Consider the following 16,618-nt stretch of genomic DNA (forward strand, 5'->3'; position numbering starts at 1 on the left):
GGCAAATATGCAAGAGATTCGTATTCCAAAGGAGAGAAGAAATGGTGCAGGTATTAACTTGGGGATCCTTGGTATCGAAGGCAGCTCACCTTCGGTCGCCACTACTACCTCCACAAACGATGCTTGCGACGGATCAGGACAAAGGACAGCTTGGTCAACAAATGGCTGAGCTTGGCAAACACAATACACTTAAACGCATCCGGGACTCCAATAATGGTGTCTACCTCGATGGGGGCGATCTGGGGGAAATCTTATTACCCCAACGATATGTGCCCGTGGGCATGGTAGATGAGGATACGATCTCTGTATTTGTCTTTAAAGATTCGGAGGATCGTATCGTAGCCACCACCGAAACACCCGCAGCCGTCGTTGGTCAATTCGCAGTGCTGAAGGTTGTTAGCATGAATCCAAAGGTAGGCGCATTCCTCGACTGGGGATTGAGTAAAGACCTGCTCCTTCCCTATCGTGAGCAGAAAAGTGATCCACGGGAAGGTGACACTTGTGTCGTGTACATCTTTGTCGATGAGGATAGCGGACGTATCATAGCGAGCGAACACGTGACCCAATTCACCAACAATGAGGGTGCAAAGTATGCCTATGAAGAAGAAGTCGATCTTCTGGTTATCGACCAAACCCCACTGGGCTACAAGGCGATCATTAACGATAAGCATTTGGGGCTGCTCTACCATACGGACCTCTCCGAACCCCTTGGTTACGGGCAATGGATAGTTGGCTATGTTAGCAAGGTAAGAGACGACGGGAACATCGATCTTCGCCGGGATCGTGCCGGCTACGGACGCGTTGAACCGATTGGTGAACAAATCCTTGAAGCCCTTAAAACCAATAAAGGCACCCTGCCCTTCAATGATAAATCCTCACCGGAATCCATTCGCGCAGAATTCGATGTGAGCAAACAAGCCTTCAAACGAGCGATCGGTTTGCTGTATAAACAAAAGCTCATAAGGTTGGAGGACAACGGTATCAGTTTGGTAAAATAGTGATGAACACCTATAAAGAAATTTCCTAGCAATCATGAAGATACTAAAACTCATTGCAGCTATTCTCTTTGGATTATTTTTGTTTTACGGCGGAATTAATCATTTTATGCACCCCGAATTTTATAATCCGTTTATTCCAGATTTCTTACCCAAACTGTGGGTTAATTATGCAACAGGATTGGTTGAAATTATTCTGGGAGCAGGATTATGCATTCCAGCCTGCCGTAGAAATTCAGCGCTAGGTGCCATGGTCTTGATGATCGCTTTTACGCCGATTCATTTGTTAGACTTGTGGAGCGAAACACCTGCCATTGGCAGTCATAAGGCCGCATGGATTCGCATTGGAGTTCAGGGTCTGTTTATAGCTTGGATGTTCTGGTTGAGTCGGCCACGGAAAATTAGAACAAAAACATCCGCGGAAAGAAGGAGCAGTAAACCTAATCAAGCTTAATTTTGTATCGTCTTAGGTAAGATCACCACATTAGAAAAAATCAGTACGGTAAAAAAATCCCCATAAAAGCAATGAGACATTCTATCACCAGTTTTCTATCTCTAATCGGAATCTATCTGGGTGTGACGGCGGCTTTGGCCAGGCAACCGAATGTCGTTGTCATATTGACGGACGACCAGGGTTGGGGAGATCTCAGTGTGCAGGGGAACACCAATCTCTCCACGCCTAACATTGATTCATTGGCCGAACAAGGCGTGACGATGGAAAATTTCTATGTCTGCCAGGTGTGTGCTCCTACGCGGGCTGAGTTTTTGACCGGCCGTTATTATCCTCGAACAGGAGTGAGTGGAGTGAGTACAGGAGAGGAAAGGCTCAATCCCGATGAAACCACGATCGCCGACGTATTCAAGGCGAACGGTTACGCCACAGGAGCATTTGGAAAATGGCACAATGGGACCCAGACGCCGTATCATCCAAATGATCGTGGGTTTGACGAATACTATGGATTTACCTCCGGACATTGGGGGCACTACTTCAGTCCGCCCCTGAATCACAACGGGAAAAAAGTCCGGGGCAATGGATTTGTGGTGGATGACTTTACCGACCATGCCATGGCCTTTATAGAGGCAAATCAGGAGAAGCCATTCTTCTGTTATATTCCCTACAATACCCCGCATTCGCCGATGATGATTTCCGACGAATTCTATGCAAAATTCGAAGGCAAGGATCCGGCCATGCAGCATCGTAATCCTAAGCAGGAAGATGTAATGATGACCCGGGCGGCTCTGGCCATGTGCGAGAATATCGATTGGAACGTGGGGCGCATTCTCAAAAAGCTGGATGAGCTTAAGCTGAGCGACGACACCATCGTCATCTATTTCTCAGACAACGGTCCCAACTCTTATCGCTGGAATGGAGGCATGAAAGGTCGCAAAGGCGCCATCGACGAAGGAGGCATACGTTCTCCGTTCTTCATACGTTGGCCAGAGCACTTGGCAGCTGGTGTTAGTGTCCCTCAAATAACCGGTGCTATCGACCTGTTGCCTACCTTGGCTGAATTGACCGGCATTCAAACGAAACTCGACAAGTCCATCGACGGTCGAAGTTTTCGACCTTTGCTATTCGACCAAACAGCGACCTGGGAACCACGTGTCCTCTTTGCCACGAAGTTAAAATCGGTGAGTGTCCGTACGCAGCGCTTTCGTCTGGATGAAGCCGGGCAGTTGTTCGACCTAGAGAAAGACCGTGGACAATATACCAATGTGGCCGACCGTTATCCGCAAGTGACAGCTGATTTATTGAGTCAGGCCAAGCTTCATTTAAAGGACATGCAGGCCGACTTCAGGAAGTACGCCGACCGTCCGTTTTCCGTGGGATACGGCCCTTTCACCACCTTGCCAGCCAGGGACGGCGTGGAACACGGTTCGATTGAGCGCAGTTCCAAGGCACCCAACAACTCTTTCTTTACTCACTGGACGAGCGCGGATGATTCGATCACCTGGGATGTCGATGTAGGCAAGACCGGCACATACGAAGTGATTGTTTTCTACACCTGCGCTGAAGGCGACCAAGGGGCTACGCTAAGTCTTTCCATGGAGCGTGGTGATTCCATACAGGCCAAGGTCGTTGATGTCTTTGATCCTCCACTCTACGATAAATCAAAAGAGCGCGTCACAGATTCCCACTACTTTGTTAAAGATTTTAAACCTCTCCGGCTGGGTACAATGCGCCTTGAAAAAGGAAGAGGAATACTCCGGCTTGGTTCGCTGGATATCCAAGGCAAACGAGTGGTGGATGTTCACTCCCTGGAATTGAATCGGGTCGATTGAGATAGACTGCCATCGGCCACTCAGAAAAGAGAGAGACCTATGTTTATACAAGGTCTCGGAATTTTGGATTCGTGTCTTTTAACTGAACAAGATTTTAAGACTCATTTATTTATTCAGAGCCTTAGCCGCTTCGAGTTGGCGGGCGGAGATACTTCTGAATTCCCAGGGGAGCTTGGTATTCGGGGGGAGTTTTTCGAGAATGTCCTTTAGTCTGTGGTGTGCCTCGCGCGTTGTTTCGTCCTCGGAAAGACGAAGGCTGTTTTGTAGGTCGTGTTGCTCAAGGGGATCTTCAGAGAGGTCGTAGAACGGACCGTTGGAAAACAGTTTGAAACGTTGATCGCGAACAATACGGACCTGATGATACTGGGAGAAACTCCAATTTCGTAAGGGAGAGGTGTCGGCTTGGTTCAGCAATTGTGGGACGAGAGAATGGCCATCGAGGATGAGGTCGTCAGGAAGCTTGGCATCTGCAAAGTCAACCAGCGTCGGAAAGATGTCGGACATATCGATCAGGGCGTCGCTCTCGCGGTTTCCAGGAATGTAGTTGGGGCAGTTTACAATAAAGGGCGTGTTGATGTTATATTCAGACAAGTTGTAGTAACCATCGTCCTTGGGTTTCATGGTCGAGCCCACATCTATCAATCTTCCAGAGACACGCCCCCCCAGGTGTTCATATCCGTGGTAGACTCCGTTATCGGTGCCGTTGTCGGTTGCCAGGAGAATAATGGTGTCGTCTCTGATCCCAAGCTCGTCGAGCGATTGGACCATCCTGCCAACGAGTTTGTCGGCGTAGCGAGCCATGCCGGCAAATTGTTCACGGGCGGTCAATTGTTCGCCTTTGTTATCCGGCGTATTTCCTACGGAGATATGAGTAAGGATAGCTGAATAATAAGCAAAGAAGGGCGCGTCATCCTGCTTCGCCATACGGGACATGAAATCAATCAATCGATCGGTAAAAATTTCCGGACCGTATTGTCCGTCCGTGTTAAGGCGTTGGCCGTTTTCGAGAATGTAGGGATCCCAATAACGTTTCTTATGGGCAGGGTGTTCAGTCTTTCCTTCGGGGAAAATACAATGTTCATCAAAGCCGTGCACCTTGAGAGCATCCTGTTGAGCAGGGTCGAACAGGTCATTGATTTGCCATTTCCCGGAAATATAAGTTCGATAACCGGCGTTCTTCATGACACGGGCGATCGAGGTTTCCCGATTCCAATCAAAATAGCCTCCACCGTAAATGGCGGGATCGTGATGTGTGTGCCAGCCAGAGCGGAACGGGTAACGACCGGTTAAAAGAGCAACGCGGGTGGTGCTGCAGACCGGAGTGACATAAAAGGATCTGAACTTCACACCGGTTTGTGCCAGCCGATCGATGTTGGGTGTAACGTTCTCCTGGCTGCCGTAGCATCGAAACCAGTCTTTGCCTATATTGTCCAAGAGAATAAATAAAATGTTCGGCCGTTTCGGCTTCACTTCCGCTTGTGCCCAACTGGTGGGTACAGTCCAGAGAATGCAAGCAGCTAGTAGACTTAGGACGATTCGCTGTTTCATTTTTGCCCATAGTGCAATTCTTGGGTGTAAGATACAATACCGATTCATTTATAAATCAGAGGAAGATTTTTCGTAAGACTGGGCTCTCCATTTTTCAGTAAGAACTTTCTCTTGCTGATTTGGATTCGAGCTGAAAAATGGATTTCAACTTTAAATCCCAGATGCCCTATGATTTCGAGAGTAACTAGAATGTTTATTCACGCTGTGCTTCTTGTTTGCGTGATGTCTGCCTCGCTAACCGCTCAGGTGAATGAACCGTCGTATGACTTGTTGTTAAAAGGGGGGCGGGTAATTGACCCCAAAAACAATCTTGATGATGTTCGGGACGTTGCTGTCAAAGGTGACCGGATTGCCGCCATTGCCTCCGCAATTCCAGACGCATTAGCGGCGAAGGTAATCGATGTCAGCGGATTGATTGTAACGCCCGGCCTTGTTGATATTCATGTGCACGTATCCCGGGTTGGAGAACCTGGTACGGTTTCGGATCGTTCGCCTGACCTGTTTCCGGATCATGTCTTTTTTAAATCGGGAGTAACCACGGTGGTCGATGTCGGAGGAACGGGCTGGCGTAGTTTTCCAGAATTCCGGAGTCGAGTGATCGATAGATCGAAGACCCGTGTGCTGGCGATGCTCAACATTACGGGATTGGGAATGATTAATTATGAAGCCGAGCAAAATCCTGCTGATATGGATCCAGAAAAAACGGCAGCCATGGCACGAGAGCACTCCGATGTGGTGGTTGGAATTAAATCGGCCCATTGGTGGCAACCGGACTTTACTTCGGTTGAGAGGGCGCTTGAGGCTGGTAGACTGGCGGATATCCCCATTATGGTGGATTTCGGGTGGTTCATTGAAGGGAAGCCCTACGAAACAATGATCAGTGAGCTGTTTCGTCCCGGAGATATCAGTACGCATTTCTTTCGAATGCCGGCACCTCTGCTAGACGATAGTGGCAAGGTGCGTTCTTATTTACAGGCAGCCAGAGAACGAGGAGTGAAGTTTGACGTCGGGCACGGCGGTGCCAGTTTCTATTTCAAGTTGGCCGTACCGGTGGTGGAGCAGGGATTCTGGCCGGATTCCATTTCAACGGATCTTCATTCGGGTTCTATTCATGGAGCCGCTACGGACATGCTGAATGTGATGTCCAAGTTTCTGGCCTTGGGAGTTCCGCTGCCCGAAGTGATTCGACTTTCGACGACCAACCCGGCCACCATCGTTAAACGACCCGAACTTGGACAGATCAGCGTTGGGGTGGAAGCGGACCTGGCCGTCCTTAAGTTGACGAATGGAGAGTTTGGTTTTCTCGATGCGGTGAAAGGCAAGCTCGAGGGAACGGAGCGTTTAAGTAGTGAGCTGACCATTCGTGCCGGAGAAGTCGTGTTCGATTTTAATGGCCGAACCGGCATCAACTGGAGGGATCCGTCTATTAAATATCCGACGCATTGATGTGAGTTGGTCCTTTGTTTATCGATCTACTTAGAAGAATCTTTTTTCTGAGGTTCCAGCTTCGCAACGTAATGCACAATTCTCCAGGCATGGTGGGCGAGCCTTCTTAACCATCTGGCCCCGTCCAATGCTCGATCCAATTCGTCGGCGGTAAGTTTGCCCTGAGTGGCGCTCTGGATAGCTTGGGTCCTAAAGCTTGATTTATCTGTCCTGAGTTGATCTTCAAATTGGGCAAAGTGCTCCAACGAATTCGGCTGACCCCGTTCTTCAATTTCAGCAGCAAGATTCATCAGGCTTCTTGCCAAGCTTTGAGCGCGCAAGGCCAGGTCGTGGTGTTTTAACAACCCTTCAGATTGCGTTGTATTACGAACTCTTTGCACGAATCGCTCCAAATGATCAATGATGTGCAGGAGTGAGAAAAGACGGTCTGTATCAAGCTCGTTTACTCCTGATTTCTCTCCTGCTCTCACTGCGTAGTCTCTCGCATCAGATATGGCTTTTTCAGCTTCTTCCAACTTGCGGAAATGGTTCTCTTTAATATCACCAGTAAGTATACGGGACCCTAGTTTTAGAACGGAGCTGGCGATGCGACGGCATGCCGTTTCCAATGCCTCTATTGCGGCTTGATCGCCGAGGAATTTATGGTCGAGCGGCGAGATCAGAAGATTTTCCCGTTCTGGAATCATTCGAATAATCAAACGTCCGAACTGCTGGGTAAAGGGAATCGCCACCAAAACACCGAGGGCATTGAAAGCGGAATGAAATGAGATCACAATGAGCTCAGGTGACTGGATTACGGTGGTTGGGAAATAGGTTCCGCAAAACCACAAATAGAGCGGAAGAAAGAAAAAGGCCAGAACCCCGGTAAACACATTAAAGATCACATGGGCAAAGCCGGTACGTCTGGAAGCTGTATTGCCGGTGATAGCTGCCAGAGCGGCAGTGCCAGTCGTGCCTATGTCCGCGCCAATAACAACCGCCGCCGCTTGAGGAAGATCCAACATTCCAGTAACCAGTGCCGTGATTGAAGCGGCCACGGTAGCACTGGATGATTGTGTTACCAGGGTTATGCCGACCCCAAATAGTAACAGCAAAATACGACCGCTGAATCCGCTCGAATCAAAGGAACTGAAATCGACCAAATCTTGTAATCCGGCAAGACCGTCCTGCAGGTAACTGATGCCGAGAAAAATGAGAGCAAATCCTGCCAGAGCTTTGCCGGTGCTTCTGACTTTTGGATACGCTTTTACCAAGTAGAGTATGGCAGCGATAAAGAGTAAAGGAAGGGCGGCCGTTCCAAGCTTTAATTTGAAACCAATGACCGCAACCATCCAACCAGTGATGGTGGTTCCGAGGTTAGCCCCGAATAAGATGCCTAGAGATTGAGGAAAGGTTAGCAGGCCGGCCCCGACGAAACCGACGGTTGCTACGGTAGTCGCACTTGAAGATTGAACCAACGCCGTGGTTACTGCGCCGGATATGGCTCCGGAAATAGGGGTGCGAGTTGCCTTGCCCAGCCAATGATGCATTTTATTTCCGGCCAGTCTCCGTAGTCCGGAAGTCATCAAGGCCATTCCAAAAAGAAACAGGCCTAAACCTCCGAGTGATTGTAGAGTGGAATCCATATCAGTGAAGAGGCCGTGAATTGAACGTTTTCATGGGGTATTTTTTTATGAAATTGGATCCAGAATTACAATTAGAGTTTACCCATAAGCTTCAATAGGCATCGGAAGGTATTTGTCCATTCCCTAAAAGCTTCATTGAGCTTGAGAAGAAAGGGATGCTGCTTTATGTTTTTAATAAACACAGATCCATAATACTATGAAATGGTCATTTCCAATCGCTCGTATTTTTGGCACTCAGCTGCGCATTCACATAACATTCTTTCTGCTTCTTATATGGGTTGGATTTGCTTTCGCGGGCGAGGGTGATTGGACAGACGGTTTAACCGGCGTTGTCTTTGTTCTGGCACTTTTCGTTTGCGTGATATTACACGAGTTCGGCCATGCGCTTACGGCAAGAGTCTACGGAATTAAAACACCAGATATCACCCTTCTGCCAATCGGCGGTGTGGCCCGACTCGAACGTATGCCCAAAGAACCCACGCACGAATTGCTGGTGGCCTTGGCTGGTCCGGCTGTCAATCTAGTCATTGCGGCCATTTTGTTTGTTATACTCCAAGCAGGAACTCCCTTCCGGGAGGCTTACATGAAACTGGATTCCTTAAGTGGGTTTTTCGGCAGTCTTATGCTCATCAACATCTGGCTGGTATTGTTCAACCTGATACCCGCATTTCCCATGGATGGCGGTCGGGTACTGCGTGCTTTGCTGGCAACCAGATTGCCTTATGCCAAGGCTACAAACGTGGCAGCTTGGTTCTGGGATCGTGGTCAGGCCAAGGCAGTTTGGCTTCCTCCTCTTGGAGGAACTACTGTTCCTAATCGAGGGGCTTTTGGAGTGAGTGCAAATGGGAGCCAAGTAGTCGGTTGGGCCCAGGCTTCGTTGACTCAGCAAGCCGCCGTTATGTGGACCCATGGAGGAGCGCCAGTGGTGCTACACAAAACCGGCGACACGGTTCTTGGTTTGAGTGCACTTTCAATTTCTCCCGATGGATCTGTTGTGGCTGGCTTTGCTTACAATGCAGGTACCGGGAAAAACACCGCGTTTAAATGGACGGAGTCAGGAGGCATGGTCGCTCTTTCTCCTCCCACTACCGGGACGCACGCTTTAACCTACACAACCGCTGTGCGTGTGAGTGCGAATGGCCGGGTAATTGTAGGTTATGGAGAGAACGTCTTGGGGAATGAAGAAGCTGTTTTCTGGGTGGATGAACAACCGTTCCGGGTGTCGGATATTGCATTTGCTGCGGGAGCTTTGCCAGCATCCTGGGAGCCATTTCGCGCGTACGGAGTCGATGCGACGGGCAACTCCATTAGTGGTTACGGGCGTGCGACCAGTGGTAAAATTGAAGCCTACGTTCTGGTGCTTGATGCCAGCTATATTCCTCCTCAACCTCCACCGCCGCCATTACCGATTATTAAGTCCGCTTTTATTGAGGGTTCACTTTCCATTCGGTTTGTTGGAGTCCCTGGAATCGACTACAGAATCAGGGGAGGTAAGAACCTGAAAACCTGGAATACCCTGGATGACTGGAAGGAAGGCACAGGACAGGAAGTTTTGTTTGCAACGATTCCGGACCTTTCGGATTCCGGGTATTTCATTCAAGTGGAGGCACGTGCCGACTGATTCCTTAATGTAAATGCCCCGGATTATTTTTTCGGTAACAAAGAGAACCATCCGAACGCCTTGCCTCCCGCCTGACCTAATGAAACTTCCCGACGTAAGGATCTGGGTATCTGAAATACAAGAACAAGCTCTTTTCTCTTTTGCTCGCAAGATTCCAGCAGACATCATTGGTATTCGATTCGCGACCAAGGTCACTCCTACAGCTACTTTCGCGTGTCAAAATGTAAGAGCCAGCTTGTATTCCTTGAGCTTGTCGAAGTGGCTGGCGATCTCCGCGATTTCAACCTTTCCCTTCAGTCACCGACCCCGACACAAGCATCGGGGTATAACAAGTTCAAAGGGCAAAAAGACTCACGGATGTGAGCTACTATTTTCCTTCTATCAGTGCCTTCGCCGCATCAAGGCCAATACGGTAGAAATTGTTGACCGCAACCTGTTCTTCTTCGCCGTTTTCTTCGGTGCTTTCCCAAGTTGCGTGCCACAGCACTACGGTACTTTTCCCGCCATTTGTCGGAGTGCATCGTATGGTCGACCGATAGCCAATAGAGCTGAACATGCCGTGCCGGTATTCATAAACATAATGCAGGTCTTCCGGGTCGAGTGAGCTGCGGACGAGGTCTTCCACGTTATCGATAGCCGATCCGACAATACGGTTCTTTCGCCGAATGACAGCTCCCTCGTTGGCTATCGGTCCCTCAGGAGGGTCTTCACACAACGGATGCCAATCTGACAAAGTGTAAAATCCACCTACTACCTCGAACACCTTTTCGATGGGCACCTCGATGACTACGTGTTGGGATGCGTGCTGCATGGTTGTCTTAAATTTAAGGAATGCTCAGCGATCTTGGTGTGTTTGTTCGCCAGCTACTTTTTGAGTTTAATCCGTTGAGGCCAACCGGGAACATCGATATCGATGGGGTCACGGGTGTCGGGATCCATGGGATGGAATTGCAGTTCGATTTCACCTGCGTCTTTATCGAAAAGGATCATGCCGTAACCAACGATACCATCGGCTTTGGCTAACACGGTAAGCTTGTTCCCGAAGCGATCGAAATGATTACCCGAACCTGGCATTCCAGGAATGGCTCCTCCTTGAGGTGCTTCAAGGGGATCCCAAACCCGGCCTTGACCGGAACCAAAGGGAGGAAGCGAATAACACCAGGGACCATCACCCCAGTCGTCTACCCCTTGTTGTAAAATGGTTCCGTAATGAAGATCTCCGGAGATCATGATCGAATTGGCTGGAGTCATGGCGCGCAGGGCATTCTTGCGGGCAGTGGGCGGCCAACCGTTGGAATCCATGTCGCCAAAGGTGCGCTGATAGTTGCCTACATTTACCAATGGAGACTGGTGTAATACTGCTGCCAAACGATCCGTTTTACTCACTTTGTTTGCCCAAGCCGCAACGAACGCTTCCTGAGCCTCCCCTAATAAATTGAGTCCGGGAGCGTCGAGGGTACTTGTGTCGAAGGTGGGGTCCATGATCACTTCGAGCGTGGTGTTTGGCTTGTTACTTTTTGGATCATCAATGGCCTTCTTCAGAATATCTGTCGGCGGGGATTTGAATTTACGGTCTTCCAGAATAGCGAAACTGACGCCTCCATATTCAAGAGAAGTAAAGTAAGCATAGATCCCGTCACCCCAGGGACCTGCGTCAGCCGGATCAGGTAGGCACCACATTTGAATGCGTTCAACCGCATTCACCCATTTCGGATGCAAATAGCCACCCATGGTTCGATCGCCTGTCATGCGCTTACCTCCATTCCCCCACAAATCGCGTGCGTAGACGTCGTGATCGTCGGTAATAATAATAGAAGGCCTATCCTTTAAAAGATCGCGAAAAGTGAGCCCGAATTTTCGCCACTTTTTCAAGTAACTGGCCATAGCTGGTAACACCTCTTCCTCCGTTTCCGCTTCCAGGGTTTCTCCACCAGAATTGGTTTGGTAAAGCTGGTCGCCTGCAAAGAAAACCAGATCGGGATCCTGCGAAACCATCTGCTCCACCGTTTTGCTATACGGAAACTTTTTGTCGTTCACGCACGAGATGGCCATGAGCTTAAGAACGTCTTGTTTAATTGGGTCCGCCCGGATAATCCCTTCAAACTCGTTTGAGCCGCACAATACGCGATAAGATCTACTTTGAAGTGTATTCCAATGATCAATACGAAATTCTGCAACGGTGGTTAAGGGATCTACTCTAACGGCCGTAACCGAGTTCCATTTATCACCGCTTTTAAACTGAAGGGTCGCAGAGGCCTCGGTTGGATTCATTGGATCAGCGTCCGTGTGCGCCGCCAGCTTAAGCGTTCCATTGGCAAGTCCGTATTGTACCCACAATATTTTGTGGGAGTCCATATCATCGGCCGTGGACATAGGAAGAAATCGAGTCAGCAGTAATGCCAACAGTAAAAGGCGGTTCGTCTGTTTCATAATAAATGCTTGGTTTTGAAATTAAGAAAGGTCTTCACTTTGCAAAAGTTACTCGACCGAAAAATTGAGGTGCATGGAAGCTGGTATTTTCTGGAATGGAGGGAGACCACTGGCTCTTTTGAAAATTTGATTTACCGCCGAGGCGATTGAGGTTCAAGCGCCACTCGTCACCCGGCTCCGGTGGCGTGTGTTTCGCTACCTGACTGAACGATGCAAATGGGATGGCCACTTCGAGTATCCAGTGGCGGTCGATGTCAGAATCATCGTTTAATGTACCGTCAACGGTGGTTGCAATTTTTACCTCCGGATCCCAGTCAGCCTTGCTGCCAGGTCCTTCCGGATGGATGTGGTCAAGCGATTGACCGAGCACGTTCATTTCTAGGTTGAAATAAATGTCCAAGGTGTCGGGGTTGGGTGAAGTGAATACTTCGACACAGTCATCCAAATAAACAGGACTGTCCCGTTCGGTATGATCGCCCCAGATGTGGGCATCCTCGCAAATAAAGCTGACATAAAGGTATTGGTCGTCCCAAAGCAGTTTGGCCTGGGTCTGCTCCTTCCTTCCGGCTTCCCACCAGGGAAATTCAAAGACGTCCAGAGATGTTGCGGACAACCAGGCCGTTTCGTTGAGCTGGCCATCTATGCTGATGACTGAATCGGTGTAGGTGATCGCGTGCGTTTTCAAGTTGTGCCCCGGCTGCTCAGCCTTTTCGGAAGTGCAAGCTACCGTTAGTCCAGTCCAAAAAAACAGAAGAGTGATCCGTACAAAGTGTTTCATAACTGGAGGGTGTAGCTTATTTATAACCATATAACAAGCGCGACGGAGGCTTGCAGTATCAAGCTGTCGAATTTAGACCTGACGGCATGAATCATTTTGAAACCATGGAATTACCGGAGGACTGGGATGAAGTAGCACCTGACGGATCGAACGTCAGAGTTTTGCTGGGAGTTGACCGGGGAGGAATGGCTCATTTTGAGCTTCCGCCGGGAGAGAGTTCGACGGCTGAGATTCATCCGGACTTCGATGAGATTTGGTATATCCTTTCAGGCCGGGGTGAGATGTGGCGAAAATCCGAAGAACGTGAAGAGGTAGTCAACCTTGAAACCGGCGTTTGTCTCACCATACCGGCGAAAACGATATTTCAATTTCGCTCTTTGAAATCGGAGCCACTAAAAATGATTGGCGTGACCATGCCGCCTTGGACAGGCCCGGAGTCGGTCGAGTCGGTCGAAGGGATATGGAAACCGACAGTGGGCAAAAAGCGGTGAGCATATTCTTTCGGTGTATTAGCGGGGATGGGTGTAAATCAAAACCCTGTGGCAGAGACCACAGGGTATGAAAGGCTTAAAACATCCCACCAGATGTTCGCTTTCTACTTATTATTTTCACTTTCTCCAAAAGACTGAGCAGACATCGTTGATGGTATGCTCGGCAGCAAGCTACCTCCTACATTTCGTATCGCAAATACAACTGTAGGAGGTAGCTCGCTGCCGATTTCGAATGCTCAAACTTCCTATCAGTCACCGACCCCGAAGCAAGCATCGGGGAATAACAAGTTTAAAGCCGGTTTACCTGAGATTATTCCCTGGCAAGATAGTTCCGTGCAACTACCAGCCCTCGATTGGCCGTTTTCATCAGCCAGGTAAGATAAAGATTATGCCGATCCTCCGGGGGCAATTGCCAAGGCAATTTACTTTTCTCAAGACGATTCCGAATCGAGGTAAGGCTTAAGGCAACGCTCACTGAAACATTGAAACTTTGCGTGAAACCAAAAGAAGGGATCTGCACAAACACATCAGCCATTTCGTGGGCCTCTTCACTCAATCCCTTTTCCTCTGTTCCAAAACACAAGGCAACGGGTTCGCTTAGGTCGAGTTCTTCCAAAGGTACACATCCCGGTCGCATGGAGGTAGCTGCAATTTTGTACCCCGAGGCCTTAATCCGTTGAAGAATGGATTTCGTTCCTCCAAGGTCTTTTTTATGGTGATGCATGGAAACCCATTTGCAGCCTCCCATCGTAACGTTCCGATTTATGACATGTTTGGTTTTTGCTTCTATGATATGGAGATCTTGAAAACCGAAACACTCGCAAGACCGGACAGTCGCAGCCGCATTATGGGGCTGGTATATATTCTCCAAAACGACGGCTACGTGCCGCGTCCTATGATCGAGCACCTGATGCATCTGTCCACGCTTGTTGTCTGAAACAAACGTTTCCAGGTAATGCGTTAACGATTCCTTCTGGATAGGTTGGAGAGTATCAAGAAAAGATAAATACTCAGAGTCTGTGATTACAGGCATTGGGGTATTGAGGGGAATTTACATCCGCAGGTCAAAGGTTGACGCGAGGAAATGCTCGCATTTTACTCGCCGTTTTAAAAAAGAGATGAGCTCAAATACATTCGGCAAATTATTTTCAATATCCACCTGGGGAGAAAGTCATGGGGGTGGCATCGGCGTGGTTGTGGACGGCTGTCCTCCCAATCTCGCGATCACGGAGGCCGAGATTCAATTTGAGCTTGATCGCCGCCGTCCCGGCCAAAGTGACATAACTACTCCGAGGAAAGAAACGGATACGGTCTCCATCATTTCTGGAACGTTTGAGGGCAAAACCCTCGGCACGCCCATCGCGATGTATGTGCCCAACGGCGACCAGCGTCCATCCGCCTATGCGGAAATGAAGGACAAGTTTCGTCCGTCACACGCAGACTATACCTACCAGACGAAATACGGCATCCGCAACCACGAGGGAGGAGGTCGGAGTTCAGCCCGCGAAACGATCGGCCGGGTCGCGGCAGGCGCGATCGCCAAAAAAATACTCGCCCAAGCCGGCCAAGTGGAAATTCGATCGTATGTTAAAACCATCCAGAACATTTCCATGCCGGAAACGCTGGACTTCCCTACCCTGGAATCCGTGGAAGCCAACGCCGTTCGATGCCCGGACGCCGACTCAGCGGAAAAAATGATCAAGTTGATCAAAGCGGTTCGCAGCGAAGGTGACTCGGTGGGTGGCATTATCGAAACGCGGGTCCGTAACCTTCCCATTGGTTTGGGTGAACCTGTCTTCGACCGATTGGAAGCCGACCTGGCAAAAGGTATGCTTTCCTTACCGGCAACCAAAGGGTTTGAAATCGGAAGCGGATTCTCCGGAACGCAGCTGAAAGGATCTCAGCATAACGACCCCTTTGAAAACCGCGATGGCCAGATCCGGACACGCACCAACCATTCAGGTGGAGTTCAAGGCGGTATCAGTAATGGCGAAGAATTGATCTTCCGCGTAGCATTCAAACCAACCGCCACCATACTGCAGCCACAGGCAACCGTCGACAAGGATGGTAACGAAACGGAGCTGATTGGTCGCGGGCGTCATGACCCCTGCGTCCTACCCCGCGCCGTACCCATCGTTGAAGCCATGACCGCTCTAATCCTGGTCGACCATTGGATGCGTGATTCAGCGCAAAACAAAACATTCAGTTTCGAAGACTAATGGAGCCCAACGTGTATTTAATCCTGGGGTGCGCAACGTCAGGTCGTCGGCAGGTGCTGTATGACTTGATCTCGGATGTAGCCACAGAGGATAATCCCTTTACCATCCTTCGCGAGTCCGGAGAAACCTTAAACGAGTGGGACGAAAAAATGGCAGGGCTTCCGCATGTCACCATTGAAACTTATGACGGTGAGGTGGCCTCCATCGCAACGGACCAACTGAATCCTCACCAGCAAAACATCATTCTTAGCCCTGGAAGAGAAAACCCTGTGGATCAAGTAGAAGCCCTCATGCCACTACTTGAAGCATCTGGCTGCGAGCTAAGCAGAATCATAACGGTTATCCATTGTGATTTAATCGAGACACACAAACACATGCAAAACTGGTATGATGCCTGTATTCATTTTTCAGATGCCTGTTTGATCAATCGCGGATTGGAGACCAGCAACAAACTTGTTCAAGACCTTACTGACCGTTACCTGGAAAACCATATTCCATGCCTTTTAGTGCCCACTAAAAAAGGTCGCGTAAGTAACCCGAGCCTGATTCTCGAACCACAAGCACGACGCATCTCCCACTACTTCGATCTAAATGATGATTGGCTCGAAGAGGAAGACGAAGAAGATGAGGACTGGGAAGGCCCGCAAGAAGATCCCTATATGGTAAAAATGGTAAATGGTAACCGGGAGAAATGGCTCCCGGATATACGCAAGCTGCTCGACGGAGAATAGTCTGCAACTACCCTCACCAGTTACAATTTCGAGAGATCCCATACGCTAATTTATGGTAGGGCGGTTTGGCCCTAAACCGCCGATTCTTAGACGGCTCGCTCCCGCTACGCTCCTCAGAGCTTCGCCGGACAGGTCGGCGACTGTGTCCAGCGAAGTTTTCAAACGTAGCTGGATCGAGCCCTACCCAAAATTTATATTCCACTCTTTTTGGCACTCTTGAAATTCACACCTAACCTTCAATATCTCGATATTTTTCACTTGGCAAAGAAGACTAACCCACCTTCAATTCCCAACTCTTTAAGTCAGGCCCAGGTGGTGAAATTGGTAGACACGCATGATTCAGGTTCATGTTCCGCGAGGTGTGGGGGTTCGAGTCCCCCCTTGGGCACCATTGCTAAAACATAAGTCAATTTTCAACAAGGACTTATGGAGTTTTTAGGATTCGGTTTTT

At 49.3% G+C, this 16,618-nt stretch carries 14 protein-coding genes and 1 tRNA gene; 9 read left to right on the forward strand and 6 right to left on the reverse strand.

The features are described 5' to 3' along the window. Nucleotides 1–41 precede the first annotated feature (41 nt). The 3 genes from O3C43_12795 (at nt 42) to O3C43_12805 (ending at nt 3,278) form a co-directional block, all read left to right on the forward strand. Nucleotides 42–998, forward strand: coding sequence for a S1-like domain-containing RNA-binding protein (locus O3C43_12795; protein MDA1067371.1), 957 nt, complete (start codon nt 42–44; stop codon nt 996–998). A gap of 34 nt (nt 999–1,032) precedes the next feature. Continuing rightward, nucleotides 1,033–1,449, forward strand: coding sequence for a DoxX family membrane protein (locus O3C43_12800; protein MDA1067372.1), 417 nt, complete (start codon nt 1,033–1,035; stop codon nt 1,447–1,449). 71 nt (nt 1,450–1,520) lie between these two features. Beyond that, nucleotides 1,521–3,278 carry an arylsulfatase gene (locus O3C43_12805; GenBank protein MDA1067373.1) on the forward strand — a complete coding sequence of 586 codons (1,758 nt, stop codon included), beginning with the start codon at nt 1,521–1,523 and terminating at the stop codon, nt 3,276–3,278. Nucleotides 3,279–3,383: 105 nt separating this feature from the next. Here O3C43_12805 and O3C43_12810 read toward each other — a convergent pair whose 3' ends face one another. Continuing rightward, nucleotides 3,384–4,826, reverse strand: a complete 1,443-nt coding sequence (locus O3C43_12810; GenBank protein MDA1067374.1) for a sulfatase-like hydrolase/transferase — start codon at nt 4,824–4,826, stop codon at nt 3,384–3,386. 189 nt (nt 4,827–5,015) lie between these two features. Here O3C43_12810 and O3C43_12815 point away from each other — a divergent pair, with 189 nt between their 5' ends. After that, on the forward strand, nt 5,016–6,272 hold the full coding sequence (locus O3C43_12815) for an amidohydrolase/deacetylase family metallohydrolase (protein ID MDA1067375.1): 1,257 nt from the start codon (nt 5,016–5,018) through the stop codon (nt 6,270–6,272). Between the two features lie 26 nt (nt 6,273–6,298). On the opposite strand, the gene O3C43_12820 is transcribed toward O3C43_12815, so the two are convergent. Next, nucleotides 6,299–7,897, reverse strand: a complete 1,599-nt coding sequence (locus O3C43_12820) for a Na/Pi symporter (protein MDA1067376.1) — start codon at nt 7,895–7,897, stop codon at nt 6,299–6,301. A 196-nt stretch (nt 7,898–8,093) separates the two neighbouring features. Here O3C43_12820 and O3C43_12825 point away from each other — a divergent pair, with 196 nt between their 5' ends. Further along, nucleotides 8,094–9,518, forward strand: coding sequence for a site-2 protease family protein (locus tag O3C43_12825; protein ID MDA1067377.1), 1,425 nt, complete (start codon nt 8,094–8,096; stop codon nt 9,516–9,518). Between the two features lie 367 nt (nt 9,519–9,885). Here O3C43_12825 and O3C43_12830 read toward each other — a convergent pair whose 3' ends face one another. The 3 genes from O3C43_12830 to O3C43_12840 are packed head-to-tail and all read right to left on the reverse strand — an operon-like array spanning nt 9,886 to nt 12,726. Further along, nucleotides 9,886–10,329, reverse strand: a complete 444-nt coding sequence (locus O3C43_12830) for an SRPBCC family protein (GenBank protein ID MDA1067378.1) — start codon at nt 10,327–10,329, stop codon at nt 9,886–9,888. Nucleotides 10,330–10,382: 53 nt separating this feature from the next. Further along, a complete protein-coding gene (locus tag O3C43_12835) occupies nt 10,383–11,948 on the reverse strand; it encodes an alkaline phosphatase D family protein (GenBank protein ID MDA1067379.1) in 1,566 nt (521 codons plus the stop codon). A 34-nt stretch (nt 11,949–11,982) separates the two neighbouring features. Then, nucleotides 11,983–12,726: a carbohydrate-binding family 9-like protein gene (locus O3C43_12840; GenBank protein ID MDA1067380.1), complete on the reverse strand. Its 744-nt coding sequence runs from the start codon at nt 12,724–12,726 to the stop codon at nt 11,983–11,985. 86 nt (nt 12,727–12,812) lie between these two features. Here O3C43_12840 and O3C43_12845 point away from each other — a divergent pair, with 86 nt between their 5' ends. Beyond that, nucleotides 12,813–13,217 carry a cupin domain-containing protein gene (locus tag O3C43_12845; GenBank protein ID MDA1067381.1) on the forward strand — a complete coding sequence of 135 codons (405 nt, stop codon included), beginning with the start codon at nt 12,813–12,815 and terminating at the stop codon, nt 13,215–13,217. 310 nt (nt 13,218–13,527) lie between these two features. Here O3C43_12845 and O3C43_12850 read toward each other — a convergent pair whose 3' ends face one another. After that, on the reverse strand, nt 13,528–14,250 hold the full coding sequence (locus O3C43_12850; protein MDA1067382.1) for an RNA methyltransferase: 723 nt from the start codon (nt 14,248–14,250) through the stop codon (nt 13,528–13,530). A gap of 85 nt (nt 14,251–14,335) precedes the next feature. Here O3C43_12850 and aroC point away from each other — a divergent pair, with 85 nt between their 5' ends. The 3 genes from aroC (at nt 14,336) to O3C43_12865 (ending at nt 16,558) form a co-directional block, all read left to right on the forward strand. Then, nucleotides 14,336–15,436: a chorismate synthase gene (aroC, locus tag O3C43_12855; protein MDA1067383.1), complete on the forward strand. Its 1,101-nt coding sequence runs from the start codon at nt 14,336–14,338 to the stop codon at nt 15,434–15,436. Continuing rightward, on the forward strand, nt 15,436–16,167 hold the full coding sequence (locus tag O3C43_12860; GenBank protein MDA1067384.1) for a hypothetical protein: 732 nt from the start codon (nt 15,436–15,438) through the stop codon (nt 16,165–16,167). Before aroC ends, O3C43_12860 begins: the two co-directional genes overlap by 1 nt. A 306-nt stretch (nt 16,168–16,473) precedes the next feature. Beyond that, nucleotides 16,474–16,558: transfer RNA gene (locus tag O3C43_12865), tRNA-Leu, on the forward strand. The last annotated feature ends 60 nt before the right edge of the window (nt 16,559–16,618 follow it).

The organism is Verrucomicrobiota bacterium, assembly GCA_027622555.1.
Classification (GTDB): domain Bacteria; phylum Verrucomicrobiota; class Verrucomicrobiia; order Opitutales; family UBA2995; genus UBA2995.